General features: G+C 63.6%; 14 protein-coding genes and 1 pseudogene. 7 read left to right on the top strand and 8 right to left on the bottom strand.

From position 1 onward, the window contains the following. Nucleotides 1-21: 21 nt before the first annotated feature. Both C7W88_RS06695 and C7W88_RS06690 read right to left on the bottom strand, forming a co-directional pair. Nucleotides 22-1,368 (bottom strand): TldD/PmbA family protein, encoded by a 1,347-nt coding sequence (locus C7W88_RS06695; protein ID WP_118072968.1) that lies wholly within the window; start codon nucleotides 1,366-1,368, stop codon nucleotides 22-24. An 89-nt stretch (nucleotides 1,369-1,457) separates the two neighbouring features. Beyond that, nucleotides 1,458-1,823 carry a hypothetical protein gene (locus C7W88_RS06690; protein WP_118072967.1) on the bottom strand — a complete coding sequence of 122 codons (366 nt, stop codon included), beginning with the start codon at nucleotides 1,821-1,823 and terminating at the stop codon, nucleotides 1,458-1,460. Between the two features lie 228 nt (nucleotides 1,824-2,051). Here C7W88_RS06690 and lptB point away from each other — a divergent pair, with 228 nt between their 5' ends. Together lptB and rpoN are read left to right on the top strand one after the other, a co-directional pair. After that, nucleotides 2,052-2,828 (top strand): LPS export ABC transporter ATP-binding protein, encoded by a 777-nt coding sequence (lptB, locus tag C7W88_RS06685; RefSeq protein ID WP_118072966.1) that lies wholly within the window; start codon nucleotides 2,052-2,054, stop codon nucleotides 2,826-2,828. 43 nt (nucleotides 2,829-2,871) lie between these two features. Continuing rightward, the gene (gene rpoN / locus C7W88_RS06680; RefSeq protein WP_118072965.1) at nucleotides 2,872-4,359 is read left to right on the top strand and encodes an RNA polymerase factor sigma-54; all 1,488 of its coding nucleotides are present in this window, start codon (nucleotides 2,872-2,874) and stop codon (nucleotides 4,357-4,359) included. Nucleotides 4,360-4,373: 14 nt separating this feature from the next. On the opposite strand, the gene C7W88_RS06675 is transcribed toward rpoN, so the two are convergent. The 5 genes from C7W88_RS06675 to C7W88_RS06660 form a co-directional block, all read right to left on the bottom strand. Then, nucleotides 4,374-5,225 (bottom strand): phosphodiesterase, encoded by an 852-nt coding sequence (locus C7W88_RS06675; protein ID WP_118072964.1) that lies wholly within the window; start codon nucleotides 5,223-5,225, stop codon nucleotides 4,374-4,376. A gap of 20 nt (nucleotides 5,226-5,245) precedes the next feature. Continuing rightward, nucleotides 5,246-6,490 carry a hypothetical protein gene (locus C7W88_RS06670; RefSeq protein WP_240344864.1) on the bottom strand — a complete coding sequence of 415 codons (1,245 nt, stop codon included), beginning with the start codon at nucleotides 6,488-6,490 and terminating at the stop codon, nucleotides 5,246-5,248. A gap of 62 nt (nucleotides 6,491-6,552) precedes the next feature. Then, nucleotides 6,553-7,128 carry an FHA domain-containing protein gene (locus C7W88_RS23560; protein ID WP_240344863.1) on the bottom strand — a complete coding sequence of 192 codons (576 nt, stop codon included), beginning with the start codon at nucleotides 7,126-7,128 and terminating at the stop codon, nucleotides 6,553-6,555. A 7-nt stretch (nucleotides 7,129-7,135) separates the two neighbouring features. Continuing rightward, entirely contained in the window at nucleotides 7,136-8,032 is an 897-nt protein-coding gene (locus C7W88_RS06665) for a hypothetical protein (protein WP_118072963.1), read from the bottom strand. 4 nt (nucleotides 8,033-8,036) lie between these two features. Then, nucleotides 8,037-10,613, bottom strand: coding sequence for a cyclic nucleotide-binding domain-containing protein (locus C7W88_RS06660; RefSeq protein ID WP_118072962.1), 2,577 nt, complete (start codon nucleotides 10,611-10,613; stop codon nucleotides 8,037-8,039). A 239-nt stretch (nucleotides 10,614-10,852) separates the two neighbouring features. On the opposite strand from C7W88_RS06660, the gene C7W88_RS06655 reads away from it, so the two are divergent. The 3 genes from C7W88_RS06655 (at nucleotide 10,853) to C7W88_RS06645 (ending at nucleotide 13,227) form a co-directional block, all read left to right on the top strand. Beyond that, nucleotides 10,853-11,863: a tetratricopeptide repeat protein gene (locus C7W88_RS06655; protein ID WP_118072961.1), complete on the top strand. Its 1,011-nt coding sequence runs from the start codon at nucleotides 10,853-10,855 to the stop codon at nucleotides 11,861-11,863. Nucleotides 11,864-12,170: 307 nt separating this feature from the next. After that, nucleotides 12,171-12,872 carry a response regulator transcription factor CtrA gene (gene ctrA, locus C7W88_RS06650; RefSeq protein WP_011443965.1) on the top strand — a complete coding sequence of 234 codons (702 nt, stop codon included), beginning with the start codon at nucleotides 12,171-12,173 and terminating at the stop codon, nucleotides 12,870-12,872. A 148-nt stretch (nucleotides 12,873-13,020) separates the two neighbouring features. Continuing rightward, a complete protein-coding gene (locus tag C7W88_RS06645; protein WP_118074628.1) occupies nucleotides 13,021-13,227 on the top strand; it encodes a DUF2945 domain-containing protein in 207 nt (68 codons plus the stop codon). Nucleotides 13,228-13,244: 17 nt separating this feature from the next. On the opposite strand, the gene C7W88_RS06640 is transcribed toward C7W88_RS06645, so the two are convergent. Then, the gene (locus C7W88_RS06640; protein WP_118072960.1) at nucleotides 13,245-14,063 is read right to left on the bottom strand and encodes a helix-turn-helix transcriptional regulator; all 819 of its coding nucleotides are present in this window, start codon (nucleotides 14,061-14,063) and stop codon (nucleotides 13,245-13,247) included. A 111-nt stretch (nucleotides 14,064-14,174) separates the two neighbouring features. Here C7W88_RS06640 and C7W88_RS06635 point away from each other — a divergent pair, with 111 nt between their 5' ends. Beyond that, the gene (locus C7W88_RS06635) at nucleotides 14,175-14,894 is read left to right on the top strand and encodes a tRNA (guanosine(46)-N(7))-methyltransferase TrmB (RefSeq protein ID WP_118072959.1); all 720 of its coding nucleotides are present in this window, start codon (nucleotides 14,175-14,177) and stop codon (nucleotides 14,892-14,894) included. Between the two features lie 121 nt (nucleotides 14,895-15,015). After that, nucleotides 15,016-15,782, top strand: a pseudogene (locus C7W88_RS06630) (sulfite exporter TauE/SafE family protein). Nucleotides 15,783-15,902: the final 120 nt, after the last annotated feature.

Genomic DNA, 15,902 nt, shown 5'->3' with positions numbered 1-15,902 from the left:
GACCTTGCGCCCTCTTTCGTTTCAATCGCCCGCAACGCTCATGCCGTCGACCCGCAGGGTGGGCGTATCGATACCGCGATAGACGTCGAGATCGTTCGCTGCAGTCAATGCCGCGAACATGTCGATGAGGCTTCCCGCCACGGTGAATTCCGCAATCGGTCCGGCCAGCTCACCGTTCACGATGCGGAAGCCGGAAGCTCCGCGGCTGTAATCGCCGGTCACGCCGTTGACGCCCTGCCCGATCAGTTCGGTGACATAGACGCCATCGGCGATGTCGGCCATCAGCTGGGCAGGCGTAATGGTGCCGGCTTCGAGCACGACATTGCTGGACGTCACGTGTGGCGCACCTGAAGATCCACGCGAGGCATGGCCGGTCGGCATTGCCCCCAGCTGGCGTGCGGCGGCCGAATCCATGAGCCAGCCGGTCAACTGCCCGGCATCGATCAGCTTGCGCGGCGCGGTTGGCAGCCCTTCTCCGTCAAACGGGCGCGAGCGCATGCCGCGTAGCGCCAGCGGATTGTCGGAGATGGTGATTGCACTGTCGAACAGCTTCTGGCCGTCGCGATCGAGCAGGAAGCTGGCGCGACGGGCAATCGAGGCCCCGCTCATCGCTCCCAGCAGGTGGCCGACCAGAGTATTGGCGACGCGCGGGTCGAACACGACCGGCATCGGGCCGGATTTGACCCGTCCCGGGTTCAGGCGGCGTACGGCCCGCTCGCCCGCTTCGCGGCCGATCTCGGCAGGGCCTTTGAGGTCAGCGGCATGGCGGGTGCTGCGCCAGGAGTAATCGCGCTGCATGTTGCCGCCCTCGCCCGCGACGACGCTTGCCGAGATGCTGTGGCTGGATGCAGCGTAGGCACCGGAGAAGCCGTGGCTGGTGGCGAGCGCGAACAGCCCTCGTCCAGCGCTGGCCCCGCCGCCCTCGCTGTTGGTGACGCCGGGGATGGCACGGGCGGCTTCCTCGGCTTCCTCCGCCAGACGGCGAAGGTCTGCCGGGCTGCGCTCGGTCCCGTCATCAAGATCGAGGTCGGGCGCAAGGCCCTGAAGCAGCAGCTCTTCGGGGGCGAGCCCTGCGAACTTGTCGGCCGGGGCGAGCCGGGCCATGGCAACGGCGCGGCTGGCGAGCTCATCGAGCGCAGTGTCGCCAAGATCGGTCGAGCCGATCGAAGCAGATGCCCCGCCGACAAAGACGCGCAGGCCAATGTTCTCGGATTCGGACCGCTCGACGTCCTCGAGCGCACCAAGCCGGACCGAGACCGATTCCGAAGCGTTGCCGAGATAGACTGCATCACCTGCATCGGCCCCCGCACGGCGCGCGCGCGCGATCAGCGCTTCGCAGCGCTCCTGGGCTTCGGCGGGTGACAGCATGAACAGACCTTTTCGCAAGCAGGAAGGCTGCGGGGTCTAGCGCCCTCAACGGGCGGGGGCAATCGATAGGTCAGGAAGCCGGCTTCGCTTCAGAAGAATGCGGCGAGCGCCTTGAAGATGCCGGTAATCAGGAAGGGCAACAGCGCCGCAAGCGCCCAGACCTTGACCTGGTCCCGCTTGAAAGCGGCGGCAAACGCCATGTCATGTGCCTGTTCGTCGCTCAGATGTTCCCAGCGACGCTCAAAATGACGGAATAGCGGAATGATGGCCGCAACCAGCACGACCAGCACGAAGACCGGGAGGATCGAGGCGCTCTGGTCCTGAAGCTCGTGCATGGTCACGAAGATCTGCAACGCCGTGTAGACCAGCAGCCCGTAGGCGACGTTGTTGCTCATCTTCTTGCGCCAGTCGATCGCTGCGGACTTTGCCGCCTGCGAATGGAGGGCCTTGTTCATGGCTCCGATCCTTGTGCTACCCTGCTCCGAAAGCAGTAGATCATGCGACACGCGAACCTGCAAGATCAATTCCAATTCGGAGTGTTTCGCCCAAGGACAAGTCGCTCATTCACGTTTGGCAAAGCAGGGCCATGCATAAATCCTGCCAAATCCGCGGCGCGGGGTTTGCCGCGTCGCGATGTGGCGTTATTGGAAGGGCCAAGCGCCTGAAACTGCAGAGCTGAAGCGATGACCGTGATCGAAAAGACTGCCGCCCCTGCGAATGCTGCCCCGCCGATCCCGCAGGGCGGGCTCGAAGTCGTGTCGATCGCCAAGTCCTATGACAAGCGTGCGGTTCTCACCGACATCTCCCTATCCGTCGGCAAAGGCGAGGTGCTGGGCCTGCTGGGGCCGAACGGCGCGGGAAAGACGACGTGCTTCTATTCGATCATGGGCCTGGTACGCCCCGATTCGGGCCGCATCCTGCTTGATGGCGTCGATATCACAAAGCTGCCGATGTACCGGCGCTCGATCCTCGGCCTCGGGTATCTGCCGCAGGAAACCTCGATCTTCCGCGGCATGACGGTCGAGCAGAACATTTCGACCGTGCTCGAACTGATCGAGCCGGACAAGGCTACGCGCGAAGCCGAGCTTGAACGCCTGCTCGACGAATTCGGCCTGACGCGGCTGCGCTCCAGCCCGGCCATGGCGCTTTCGGGCGGCGAACGCAGGCGCTGCGAGATTGCCCGCGCTCTGGCGGCGCGCCCGTCGATCATCCTGCTCGACGAGCCCTTTGCCGGGATCGACCCGCTTTCGATCAGCGACATCCGCCATCTGGTGAAGGACCTCAAAGGGCGCGGCATCGGCGTGCTGATCACCGACCACAACGTGCGCGAAACACTCGATATCGTCGATCGCGCCTGCATCATCTATGGCGGGCAGGTCCTGTTTGCCGGCAGCCCCGAAGCGCTGGTTGCCGATGCCAACGTCCGCAGGCTCTATCTTGGCGAAGGCTTCACCCTGTGAGGCAGGGCGGCAACTGATGCTGGACTCGGGGGGAGTCTGAAGGATGGCTCTCGGGCCTCGGTTGGACATCCGGCAGACCCAGTCGCTGGTGATGACGCCGCAACTCCAGCAGGCGATCAAGCTGCTGGCGTTGTCGAACCTCGAGGTGGAAACCTTCATCGGCGAGGCGCTCGAAGCCAATCCGCTGCTGGAAATCGGTGAAGCTTCTCAGCCCGAGCCCATGGAGGTCCTGCCCGAGGAACTGCGGCGGACACATCTCGAATCCTCGCCGGTCGACCAGCTGGTTTCCGAAGGTCGGGTGGAGGAAGATCGACCGCTCGACATCGATGTCTCTGCGCTGGACCGCGACCGTGATACCGGCGATGCGGGCGCATTCGAGCTTTCCGCCTCGCGCGACCTTGCCGCAGGCGGCGAAGGCCCGGATATCGACGAGCATGGCCGCTTTGAGCAGACGCTGGCCGAGCATCTCCACGCCCAGATCGGCGCAAGCACTTCGGACCCGCAGATGCTGTTCGTCGCCCGCTGGCTGATCGATCAGCTGGACGAGGCAGGCTATATCGGCATTCCGCTCGGCGAGATTGCCGACGCACTCGGGCTATCGCTTGTCGTCGTCGAACGCGCATTGGCGCTGGTCCAGACACTCGACCCCACTGGCGTCGGCGCGCGCAATCTTGCCGAATGCATCGCGCTGCAGGCGAAGGAGGCCGATCGCTACGATCCCTGCATGGCCCGGCTGATAGACAACCTGGACCTCGTCGCGCGCGGGGAAATCGCGCGGCTCAAGCGGCTGTGCCAGGTCGATGACGAAGATTTCGCCGACATGCTGGCCGAGTTGCGCAGCTACGATCCCCGTCCCGGCCTGCGCTTTGGTGGTGGTGCTGCAGAAGCTGTCGTGCCCGACATCCTGGTACGCGCCACAAGGGACGGGTGGAACATCGCGCTCAACCAGGCGACTTTACCGCGCCTGGTCGTCAACCGCAGCTACTATGTCGAAATGCGCGGCGCCTGTATCAGCAAGGACGCCAAGGCCTGGCTGGGCGACAAGCTGGCCGATGCCAACTGGCTGCTGAAGGCGCTCGACCAGCGGCAGAAGACGATCCTCAAGGTGGCATCGGAACTGGTGAAGCAACAGGACGGATTCTTCCGGCACGGCGTGGCGCACTTGCGCCCGCTCACGCTCAAGACCGTGGCAGAAGCGATCTCGATGCATGAATCGACCGTCAGCCGGGTCACCTCGAACAAGTACCTGCATTGCGAGCGGGGCACGTTCGAGCTGAAGTATTTCTTCACATCCGGCGTGGGCTCGTCGGACGGCGAAGGCGCTTCTGCCGAAGCGGTCAAGGCCGCGATCCGGCAACTGATCGATGCCGAAGACCCCAAGGCGATCCTTTCGGACGATGCCCTTGTCGATCTGTTGAAAGCCAAGGGCTTCGACCTCGCCCGGCGCACGGTGGCGAAGTATCGCGAGGCAATCGGGCTCGGCAGTTCGGTGCAGCGGCGGCGCCAGAAGGCGCTGGCGGCGGTCCGCTAGAGCATCTTAGGCGCTCAAGCGCCGGGACGCTCGGCCAGCATGTGCTGGATCATGCCCTGCAAGTTGGCATCGTACCTTGCAAGAACCTGATGGTCCTCTGCCGTGTCCCAGTGCGTCACAAGTTCACGGCCGTTGAACCAGTGCAGCGCGTAACCCGGCGGGTCGGCAATGATCAGGTTCCGCTCGTCTGGGCAGTCCGGGTCGATCGGCCGCAGATCCAGCGCGACTTGCGGCGCCGTCGACGGGCAGGTGGCGACAACCGTGCCTTCCCACGCTGTGCTGATGGCGCGATGGATATGGCCACAGACCACGCCGACGATGTTGCTTCTGCCGCGCAAACATGCAGCCAGCCGTTCGACCCATGGTTCGGCCGGATCGGTGTTCATCCACGGAATGCCGACCTCTACCGGAGGATGGTGCTGGACGATCAGCGTGCGCACATCCGGCGCTTCGTCGAGCCGCGCCCTGAGCCAATCGGCACGAGCCTCGCAGAAGGCGCCGCCGTGGCGACCTTCCTCGAGCGTATCGAGTACGATCAGGCGCAGCGGGCCGGTTTCGACGACATACTGCAGAAAGCCCCCGTCGAAGGCGATCTCGGGAAAAACCTCGCGGAAAGTGGCACGTTCGTCATGGTTGCCGAGCGCATAGTGCACCGGGAACGGCAGGCCTGAGAAAGCCTCGCGCAGGCGCTCGTAGCTGGCCCTATCGCCGCGGTCGATCAGGTCACCGGTCGCCAGCAGCAAATCCGGGCGCGGCTGCATCGCAGCCAGTTCCCCCAGCACGCGGTCAAGCCGCTGCCGGTTGAATTCACCGGGCGAATCAGGTTCGAACCCGAGGTGAATATCGGTGACCTGCGCGATCAGCATCGTCCCCCCGTCCCGGCGCTTTATCGCAGCTTGACCGGGAAACGGGGCCTTTCAGCCACGGCCACGGTTTGCGCCACGTCCTTCTTCCGGTCCTTCTTGGGCGCCCAGGGAGCGCCCGCGTCCATGTGGTAGGAGTGGCACATCGCGCAGGAGGAATCGACCGGGTCTTTCACGGATACGGATGCAAGCTTTGCCCCCTCACCGCCGACATGGCAGGAACGGCACCCGCCCTTGCCGTCAATGCCGGGCACCAGCAGGTCGCTCGCCTTGTTCGAAGTGGCGGCATTGACGTGGCAATCGGCGCAATCGCTCTTGTTGTGCGGCTTATGATCGAACCAGCCCTTGTGGTAATAGCGATCGTTCTGTGCGACCGGCTGCACGGTGAATCCCGCGCTGGCCATCGATCCACCCCGGCCCACGGTATGGCAATCGTAGCACATTCCGCCATTTGAGAACACCTGCGCCACCGCCTGTTCGGCGCGCGTCGGGTAGAACCTCACCGCGCGGGCATAGTCGGCCGCAGTGGAACGCAACGCGGCGTCACCCGGCACGCGGCGAGCGAGGCCCGACAGGTTCGCCGGACGCGCCGGAGCGCCGCCACGATAGAATGCGCGCAGATCGGCAACCACCAGTTCAGGCTCGCCATGGCGCAAGGTGCGGAAGGTGCCACCGACCTGGTCGAAGCTCAGCGAATGGCAGGACTGGCAGGAATCTTCCATCACTACCGGTTTGAAGCGAGTGCCGGTGGCATCGGCCTTGTGGCAATCCTTGCACTGCAGGGCATCGCCGGCGGCAAAGCGCCCGGGCATGCGGCGGACCATCTGGGCAATGCCGTTGGTCTTGGAAAGATGCTGGCCATGGGTGAACTTGAGGCCGTTGTTCTCGGTCAACCCCGGCGTCCAGCTGGCGCGCTGGAACAGGGGCTTCTTGCCGTTCATGCCGCTGATGATCATCGGCTTGAACTGGGGATGGGCCGTTCCGAAATCGGCGGCATCGGCGATCTTCGTGTCTGGCAAGCGACCCTTCATACCGTTGTGGCAGTCCGCGCAGAATTTCTGCTGGGTGGCTGGCATAGCACCCGCCCCCTCATGCTCGGTGTGACAATCGACACACCTGCCCGCCGGGCGATTGAAGGCACTGGCCACCGCACGCTGGAGTGCGGCCATGCCGGTCGGCTCGCCGCGCGCCTTGAGCAGCCGCCCCTTGTCCGCGATGTGATCGTGCGCGTCCTTGGTGTGGCACGTCAGGCAGGCGTTGTCGGTCACCGCGACAAAAGCCTGCGTGTGGCAGGCCTGGCAATCGCCACCCAGATTCTTGTGGGCAAGGCTCAACGGCCCGAGGACCAGGTCTGGTCGGCATGGAAGCCATCGGGCCGGCGCGCCTTCTCCTGCATCGCCAGCGGCTTGTAGGTCATGTAGCTGTAGATCGGGAAGGCGAGGAAGGAGACCAGCACGAGTATGGCAAAGGTCCACGCCGACATCCGCTTGCCGGGCAGCAGGCCCTTGAGCGTGTAGACGGTGGTGATGTCCTTGTCCTCGGCCGAATCCGATACGGCCTCGACACGGCGGACAGTGAAGGTTGCGGCGCCGCTTTCGGCATCGACCGCAACCGAGATGCGATGTCCGCCGAAAGTCAGCTCTGCTCCCGCCACCGGATCGAGCGGGCTTTGCGTCGTGCTGCGGCCGTTGACCTCGAACGGCTGCGCGCCAATCGAGGCGATGACGAGGCTGCCGTCCGCAGCGCGCGTGACTTGCGCATGGCGCGGGTCGACGGCGAGGTCGGGCAGGTGAATATCGCATGCGGCATCACGCCCGATGGTCAAGACATCGCCTTCGACCGTGGACGGCCGGACGATCTCCTCGCCACTGGACTTGAGCGCGATCTGGCGGACTAGGAAGCTCATCTCTTGCTCACCAGTAGAAGAAGACGCTGACGATATGGGCGGAAAGCGCCGCGATCAGCGCAAATGTCACGGGCACGTGAACATAGAGCCATGCCTGCAACCATGATTTGAGCTTCAAGTGCCGTCGCATTCTGCCCAGCATCGCCTCCTTGCGCGTGAGCAGGGCATCGACCTTGTCGAGCGGATCATTGGCAATGCGCGGGCGATAGGCCCGCAGTCGGCGCAGTTCCGCTGCCGTGCTCCGCGTCGCGCATCGGGGGTATTTGCCGGTTATGCGGTTCCAGAAGCTGCCAGCGAAGGGATCTTCATCGAGGCTCTTACCCACCAGCGTCGCCGTTTCAGGGTCGAGCGGCTGCGCAGCATCGTGGATCTGGCGATCAAGCGAACGCAGCGCTTCGATCATCTGCTTTTCGGTGATCGCACCTTCTTCATCATAGCGGTTGGCTGACAGCGCCTGCGGCATCGTGGCATAAACCCAGATGCCGAAGATCCCCGAACCTATGACGATCAGCATCAGCGCCCAGGCCAGCGTATGCACGTTCCAGCCAAGGTGGAAACCCGAATGCAACGTACCGATCACGGTCAGGCACAGGCCGAGGTAGACATGCGCTGAAGTCCAGCCCTTCAGGCTCCAGCGGCCCGGCGTGATCGCGCGCTTGCGCATGCCGAGCATGGTCAGCCACAGGATCAGCAGCGCACCGATCGTGCCGAGCGTGTAGCCCAGCCAGCTCGAACCGAAGTGCGTGCCCGGCAGCGGCACGAAGATGTAAAGCGCGATCAGCGCAATCGCCAGGACGGCCGAAAGCTTGCCCCAGAACAGGTTCCGGTGGGTCAGGAACCCTTCATGCGTGGAAGTGCGCTGGCGGGTAGCGCCGGTACGCTTGCGTGGTGCAACGGATGCCATCGGCTCAGACCCCCTCGTTCTCGAGCCGCGCGACGGTCAGAAACTCGTCGGGCGATACGCGGATGGCAGCGCCGGTCGGGCAGGCACGGACGCAGCTGGGGCCGCCTTCGATCCCGGCACACATGTCGCACTTGATCGCCTTCTTGCGGTCGAGCAGCTCGTCGACCGCCGGGTCGCCGGTGTACTTCGTGTTCTTCTTCGACCACTTGTAGGGCGGCTCGCCCGGCCCCGGCCCGGACCCGAAGAACAGCCATGACAGCAGCGACGGCTTCTTCGGCGGCACCTTGTCCATGCGGATCACGCCATAGGGGCAGTTGCGCTGGCAGTTGCCGCAGCCGATGCAGGTATCGTTGATGAAAACTTCGCCATCGGGGCCGCGATGAATCGCATTGGGCGGGCAATCGGCCATGCAGTGCGGGTGCTCGCAGTGGCGGCACGAGGTGGGCACGTGAAGGTGCGCGAAGCTCTTGCCGGCCTCGCGGTCCAGCCGCGAGAGGCCGTCATGGCTGTCAGCGCAGGCCTTTTCGCAGTTGTCGCAGCCGACGCAGAGGCGTTCGTCGATCAGCAGGACGTCGGTCGCCTCGCCCAAGCCCTGAGACACGAGGAACTTGGCCTGCTCCGAATAGAGATCGACCACGCCCGAGAAGCTGTCCTTCTTCGATTCGATGAAGGCATTGGTCTTGCGGCGGACCTCCATGTCCTTGCGCGCGCGATCGAGCAGGGCGGGCTTGGCAGCCAGCACGCGGCCAAATGCCTCGCCATCGATTCTGATGACTTCACTCTTGATCGCGGCGCGGACAGTGGCCGTGCGCCGTCCACCATCGATCAGCGCCATTTCGCCGACGTAAGAACCTGCCGGCAGGTATGAAAGGAACACCGGCTTGCCGCCGACTTCCTTCTCCACCACCATCGAGCCGACGCGGATGACATAGATGTCCTTGTCCTCGTCGCCTTCCTTGATGATCGCATCGCCCGCGCGGACGGCCATGATCTTCGAGGTTTCGACGACTTCGGCAATGTCGGCGCTGGTCAGGCCCGAGCCGAACATCTGGAGGATCTGGCGCTCGGTCGAGATGCGCTCGATCGCACGCTTGGCCGTGGGCACCTGGCTCTGCAGCTTGAGCGCGGCGTTGCGGCTGATCTCGACACAGATGGTGTCTTCGGCCGCCACGATCGTGGCGCCACGCTTGCGGCCGGAAATCAGGCCCACTTCGCCAAAGATCGTGCCTGCCGGGATCGCCGCGACCTTCGACGGGTCATTGGCATCGAGGCGCACGTGGACCGAGCCCGAGGCGATGGCGAAAAGCGAGGACCCGGGGTCGTTCTTCTCGAAGATCGTCTCGCCCTTGGCATAGGCGCGCGCAGCCGAATCGAGCATGAATTCGCGCAGCTGCAGCGTGGTCATGCCATCAAGGATGGAAACGTTGGTCCGCAGGAATTCTAGCCAGTCGTTTACCGAGCGGTTGCCCGGCAGCCCGGCAAACTTTGCCTCGAGCAGCGGTTCGTCTGCCGGCTTCAGCTCGGTGTTGCCGTTGATGAACTCGACGACATCGTAGCCCTGGTTCATGCAGTGCTTGATCAGGGGGTAGCCTGCCAGCGCGCCGATCACGAAAATGCCGGGCGCAGTCGATTCGAACTGCGGCGACAGCGTCGGGAAGGCGAGCCTGTCGGCGCTGGCGAACTCGATCCCACAGCCTTCGACGAAGGCGCGCGGCGGGGCCGAGCCGATGCGGGCGATGATCCGGTCGCAACGGATGCGCTCCTCGCCATCGCGGGTGGACAGGGTGATCCAGCCGGGCTCGATCGACTTGGTCTCGGTCTCGTAGCGGATCGTCAGCTTGCCGGCCGCATCGTCCTCGACCAGGGCCTTGGCGTTGGGCTCCTTGGCGGTGGCGAAGCTTTCGCGGACGTTTGTCGATTTCGGGCTGCGGTTGAGCACGGTGACGACGTTGCCCTGCGCCGGATCTTCCACCAGACCGCGCGCGTTCTCGATCCCGGCGTCGCCGGTGCCGACCACGACGATGTGCTGGTCGAGCACGGCGTAAGGATCGTCGAGCTGGTAGGTCACATGCGGCAGATCGCCACCCGGGCAGCGCATCAGGTTCGGATTGCCCTGCGTGCCGATGGCAAGGACCACGGTCTCGGCCATGACCGTCTCGCCGTTGGTCAGCTCAATGGCATAGGGCGGTGCGAAGCGCTGGAGTTCGGTCGTGGTGGTCGATCCATCTCGCGCTCTCGTCACGATCTTCTGGACCGAGCCGGGGATCGGCGCACCGGTTCCCTTGATGGACTTCACCTCGGCATTGTACTTCACGTTCACGCCGAGTTCGGCGGTGCGGCGGTTCCACTTGTCGAGGATGTCTTCCTTCTTGCCCGCATCGAACTCCTGATCCGACCGCAGGATCAGCTGCGACGGCGTGGCCATCACATGCTTGCCCTTCTGGTACTTGTAGATCGTGTCCGAAAGGTGATCGGTCTTTTCAAGCAGCACGTGGCTCATGCCGAGCTGCGCCGCACGGCCGGCAGCACTCATGCCCGCCGGGCCCGAGCCGATGATCGCAACCTTGAAAACCTCGCCCACCGGTATGCGTCCCCCGCATCGCGAACGGACGGCGCTTGTCCCGCACCTGCCTGTTCAAAAAACCGATCTGCGACCCCTGTCGGACGACATTAGCCGATGCGCCGCGCATTGCCACCCGCAATTTGCGCATCCGGCGCGAGACGCGGCCTGTGCGCCGGTGACGCTTGCAAGCAACCCTCCCGGCACGATATGCGCCTCATGACTCGGACGCCAAGGATGGTGCCCGACAGGAGTGAGCGATGACCGACCCCCAGCCCGCCAGTGACCCGCGCGAGCCTGCACCGCGTGATCCGGCGCAAGGGACGTCGCGCATGGGCCGCTATGCCCTGATCGCTGCAGGACTGATCGCGCTGGGCGCTGGCGGTGTTGCCATGCTCCGCGGCCCGGATACGCCGCCGCCTCCGGCGGTGCCGCCGCCCGCCGAACCGAGCCAGCAGCCTTCGGTCGAGGACGTGATCGCCAAGCTCGAGGCGAAGCTGGCGGAGAAACCGGACGATGCCGAAGGCTGGCGCATGCTGGGCTGGTCCTATTTCCAGACCGAGCGCTATGCCGAAGCTGCCACCGCGCTGAAGAAGGCGACAAAGCTCGATCCTGATCATGCCGAAACCTGGTCGTTCCTTGGCGAGGCACTTGTGCTTGCCAGCAAGGAAGAGGGTCGGATGCCCCGTGACGCCAAGGCCGCGTTCGACAAGGCGATCAAGCTTGATCCCAAGGACGCCCGTGCCCGCTATTTCCAGGCAGTAGCGATGGACCTGTCCGGTCGGCACCGGCAGGCCATCAACGCCTGGTTTGACCTGCTCGAGGATACGCCTGCCGACGCTCCCTATGCCGAGGACATCCGCGAGGTGATCCGCAATGTCGGCGAGAAGCACAAGATCGATGTCGAGAAGCGCCTGGCCGAAGCAAAGTTTGCCGCACCCGCCAATGGCGTGATTACCGATGGCCCGCACAAGGCCGCTGCGGGCATTCCCGGCCCCACCAGCGAGCAGATGAAAGCCGCCGAGGGCATGCCCAAGGGTCAGCAGGAAGCAATGATTCGCGGCATGGTCGATGGGCTGGAGGCCAAACTTCAGGCCAACCCGGGCGATGTCGATCGCTGGATCATGCTGCTGCGCAGCCGCATGCAATTGGGCGAACCGCGCAAGGCGGCAGAGGCTTTGCAGAAGGGGCTGGCCGCCTTCCGCAACGACAGTGCCAGTGCACGAAAATTGCGCGAAGCTGCGTCAAGCCTTGGTGTAGCCGGCGCCTGATTCGCTCCTGCAAACGGTTCGATTCGGTGCGAGCAAGCCAGCAGCATTAACCTTGCAACATCACCTCCCGGACCAGTGATTCATTCCGGGACACCGCGAAATCCGGGCTTTTGCGTGCCAGAACGAGTCAGTCCTGCGCCGAATTGAATCACTTTTCCGCGACTTGGCGGTTAACCCGCGCGAAACCGCTTCGTCGCTTTACAACAAATTAACCTTTCATGTTCATTCCTCCTATGGTTAATGGCGGGCAACCCGAATTGAAGGCGGGTTAATTGCCACAGGGACATGGCAATAGAGGGGCGGTTCAATGCGCGTACTGCTGATCGAGGACGAACCTACAACAGCCAAGGCGATCGAGCTCATGCTCACGACCGAGGGCTTCAACGTCTACTCAACCGATCTCGGGGAAGAAGGTCTCGATCTCGGCAAGCTGTATGATTACGACATCATCCTGCTGGACCTCAATCTGCCTGACATGCACGGCTATGACGTGCTCAAGAAGCTGCGCGTCGCCAAGGTGCAGACGCCGGTGCTGATCCTTTCGGGCATTTCGGAGATGGACAGCAAGGTCCGCTCGTTCGGCTTCGGCGCCGACGACTACGTGACCAAGCCCTTCCACCGCGAAGAGCTGATCGCCCGCATCCATGCGGTGGTGCGTCGCTCCAAGGGTCATTCGCAGTCGGTCATCCGCACCGGCAAGCTCTCAGTCAACCTCGATGCCAAGACGGTCGAGGTCGATGGTGCCCGCGTGCACCTGACCGGCAAGGAATACGCGATGCTCGAGCTGCTTTCGCTGCGCAAGGGCACTACGCTGACCAAGGAAATGTTCCTCAACCACCTTTATGGCGGTATGGACGAACCCGAACTCAAGATCATCGACGTGTTCATCTGCAAGCTGCGCAAGAAGCTGGCCCATGCCTGCGGTGGCGAGAACTACATCGAAACCGTCTGGGGCCGCGGCTACGTGCTGCGCGATCCTGACGACATGAGCGCCATCGAAGCAGCCTGACTGCGCGCCTGCCATAGCCATCCCTGAGACGGCCCGCCGGAAACGGCGGGCCGTTTTGCATTCAATGCCTGCACTTGCGGGCAAGCAGCGGAACCGCCGCGCGCCTCACCCGCTCCCTAATGCGAAATGCAAAAAGGACGAGCATGACATGGCGAAGGCACTGAAAGCAGGCGACAAGGTTTCGTGGAAGAGCCACGGCGGCGAAGCCCATGGCAAGGTGGTGCGCAAGCTGGAAAAGCCCACCTCCATCAAAGGCCACAAGGTCGCCGCCTCGAAGGACAATCCGGAGTTTCTGGTCGAAACCAAGGGGGGCAAGCGCGCGGCGCACAAGCCGGGGGCGCTCAGCCGCGACTGAGGCCGAGGGACCGGCCGTCAGCCGACGCGGTTGAAGTACGTCGTTTCCATCTCGGGCATGCTCTTGTCAGCCCAGACAATCGTCTCGGTCATCGACTTGCCATCCTTGGCAATGGTGTAGACCCGTGTGGCGACCTGTCTGCCATTCTTGCCCAGTGTCATGACCAGCGTGTTCGGCGCCGGCTGACGCAGCGTCGCGACATCGTAGATCGGGATGTTGCCAGAGATCGGTACCGCCACGCCATCGAGCTTCGCGGTTGAGCTTGCAGTCATCTGGCTACCGTCGGGCGAGACGATTTCGACCCGCGTGGTCCATTGCTGATCGGGCGAGACATCAAACGCGATCGTGACGCTGCGGGGCCGCTCGTTGGCGGGAATGCGCGCGGTGTCGAGCGACCACTTGCCGACGAGCGGCGAGGCAGCGGCAGCGGACGAATATGCAGCCGGTGCCTGTGCGGCTTGTTGCGAGCCGGGGGAAGCCAGCATGAGACCGGCGGCAAGGGGTATGAGAGTGAGCATGGCGATCTTTCCTTTCGGCCAGAGACGCACCGCATCTGCGGGCTGTTCATCAGCGTCTTCCGGGACGCCGGATACGGATAGATCAGTTTTTCTGGACCAATTTTCCTGTCCCGCCACCAGCCGCGCCAGTTCGCGACTGCTGCCGATCCCGGTCTTGCGCCGGGCATCGCGCAAGCGTTCGTTGATCGAGGCCTCGCTGCGGTCAAGTGCCGTCGCGATCGACTTTATCGTGTGCCCTGCGGTGAGCAGGCGGAGGACTTCCAACTCCTTGTCGGTCAGTTCGGCGATCGCAGGGCAGCCATGATCGGTGGCGGACATGGCCTTTGCTCACCACAGCAGGCGCGCACCGTCCATCCAATTTTCTTGTACTTGGACGCAGGAAGCCGATGATATTGACCCCTGCGGGCCGCCCTGCCAAACGCCGCCGCCATGACAGCCTACAAACCCGGCGATCCGACGACGATCAACCGCCTCTATGGCCGCGCCAAGGGCAAGCCCTTGCGGCAGGGCCAGCAGGCGCTGGTCGACGAACTGCTGCCGCAGATCGCGATGCCTGCCGAAGGGCCGATCACTGCCGAAGCTTTGTTCGGCGAACCGCGCCCCTTGCACTTCGAAATCGGCTTTGGCGGGGGCGAGCACATGGCGTTCCGCGCCGACATGCTGCCCGACCACGGTTTCATCGGGGCAGAGCCCTTCTTGAACGGCGTGGCACAGGCCCTCACCCACGTGTCTGGCGACAACGGCGCGCATCCGCCCATTCCGAATGTGCGCATTCATCATGGCGATGCCCTGGAAGTGCTTCGCCGCATTCCGGACGGGTCACTCTCGTTCCTTTACCTGCTGCACCCCGATCCCTGGCCGAAGGCGCGCCACGCCAAGCGCCGGATGATGAATGACGGCCCGGTCGACATGTTTGCAACAAAGCTCAAACCCGGCGGCGAATTCCGCTTCGGCACGGACCATGCGGTCTACCTGCGCCATGCCCTGATGGTGATGCGCCGTCACAAGCATCAGTTCGAATGGCTGGCGCGCGAAGCAAAGGACTTTCAGGTCCGCCCCGGCGGCTGGCCAGAAACCCGTTATGAGCACAAGGCGCGGACGGTTTACGGCCATGAGGTGTGGTATTTCCGCTACCGGAAACGCAGCTAACGCTTCGTCGCAAAAAACTCTCCCTTTAAGGTAGAGTATAAATTCTTCTATTTTGGTAGAGATTGATCCGGGCTAGCGGATCCTCCCGGCCGACAACGGCAGGACAGGGGGACCGAATCGCATGGACTTTATCGCAGGCATCGACTTTGCCGCGTTGCTGCCATTCATTGCCGTTGGCTTCGCCGCGCAAATGGTCGACGGCGCGCTAGGCATGGCGTTCGGCGTGATTTCGAACACGCTGATGGTCGGCGTGCTTGGCATTCCCCCGCCCTGGCTTCTCAGCGCGTGCACATTGTCGAATGCTTCACCACTGCCACCTCGGGCATCAGCCACCTCCTGCACGGAAACGTGGACAAGAAGCTGTTCTTTCGCCTGCTTCTGCCCGGGATGGCCGGTGGCATACTCGGGGCCTATGTCCTGTCATCGATCGATGCATCGCTGGTGAAGCCGTGGGTGCTCCTCTACCTTTCGGCGATCGGCATCTACCTGCTGGTGCGGGGCATTCTCTATCCGCCCAAGATCAAGGAAGCCGGATGGGTTGCACCGCTTGGCCTGGTAGGCGGCTTCCTCGATGCTGCAGGCGGTGGCGGATGGGGTCCCGTCGTAACGTCCAACCTGCTGATCCAGGGCGCCGATCCGCGCAAAGTGGTCGGTACGGTCAATACCGTCGAATTCTTCCTGACGCTGACAGTGTCTGCCACGTTCATCTGGCACCTCGGCGTGGCCGATGTTGCTGGCGCGACGCTCGGGTTCCTCATCGGAGGTCTTGCAGCGGCACCGTTCGGCGCCTGGGCGGCCAAGCACATTCCGGCCAAGACGATGCTGATCATGGTTGGCACCGTCCTCACCCTCACCAGCCTCTACGGCGCGTACAAGGCCTTTTCCTGAGGCGTCGCGGGCTTTCTCAATTGATGTGAGGGCCCGCCCCTGCCTGAAGATCACTGCGCATTAACCATGATGTGCAATAAGACTCGGACGGGTCGAGTGCGACTCCGTGGCTGGAGGGCA

It is taken from the genome of Novosphingobium sp. THN1, assembly GCF_003454795.1.
Taxonomy (GTDB): Bacteria; Pseudomonadota; Alphaproteobacteria; order Sphingomonadales; family Sphingomonadaceae; genus Novosphingobium.
Note: the sequence above shows the minus strand (reverse complement) of the source record. Positions and strands in the feature narration are given on the sequence as shown.